We start from the raw sequence: 840 nt of genomic DNA, 5'->3' as shown, positions 1-840 counted from the left end.
ATAGCCGATGATAAAGCAAACATTGGGTATTTATAAATCCGGAAGTTAAGCAGAGGTCGTTCTTGACTTAATTGACGAAGGATAAATATTACTAAACAAATAACCCCGATCGCGAGTGTACCGTAAACCTCGGGACTATCCCATCCCTTTGTACCTGCTTTACTAAAACCATAAAGAATTCCGCCGAATCCGATACTTGATAACACCACAGCTAAGAAGTCCAAGCGGATATCTACTTTCTCCTTTTTATCTTTAAGTAAGAAAGCGCCAAGTAAAACAACGACAATTGCGATTGGTGTGACAAAATGGAAGAGCATTCTCCAGTCATAGTGTTCAATAATCCAGCCCGATAAAGTTGGTCCAATGGCTGGGGCAAACATTAATACTAAACCAAAAACCCCCATCGCCATTCCACGTTTTTCGACTGGAAAACTGGTTAGCATAACATTCATTAACAACGGCATCATGATCGCTGACCCTGAAGCCTGAACCATCCGCCCCGTTAATAACAATGGAAAGGCATGTGCAAATCCTGCTAAAATGGTTCCTATCGTAAACAAAATCATTGCAGCTAAGAATAACTGACGAACAGAAAATTTTTGAATTAAATAGGCTGATAAAGGAATGAGAATTCCGTTCACTAACATAAAACCAGTTGTCAGCCATTGAACCGTAGCTGCTTCAATCTCTAAATCCTTCATGATTGACGGCAATGCTATATTAAGTAAAGTGTTATTTAAGAAAGCAATAAAAGCGCCGACCATTAAGACGGCAAGGATTCCGTATGGTGGTTTGCTAGTCTTTTTTATCGTTTGATCCATTAAATTTCCCCCTATAATA

The 840-nt window shown here is 39.3% G+C and carries 1 protein-coding gene; it reads right to left on the bottom strand.

Annotated features, from left to right (window positions below):
• On the bottom strand, nt 1–821 hold an 821-nt coding region (locus V7659_RS13785), incomplete at its 3' end, for a DHA2 family efflux MFS transporter permease subunit (RefSeq protein WP_420491731.1).
• Nucleotides 822–840 lie beyond the last annotated feature (19 nt).

Source organism: Neobacillus drentensis (assembly GCF_036966985.1).
GTDB classification, from domain to species: Bacteria; Bacillota; Bacilli; order Bacillales; family Cytobacillaceae; genus Neobacillus; species Neobacillus drentensis_E.
The sequence above is the reverse complement of the archived record's forward strand: the minus strand, read 5'-3'. Positions and strand labels throughout refer to the sequence as shown.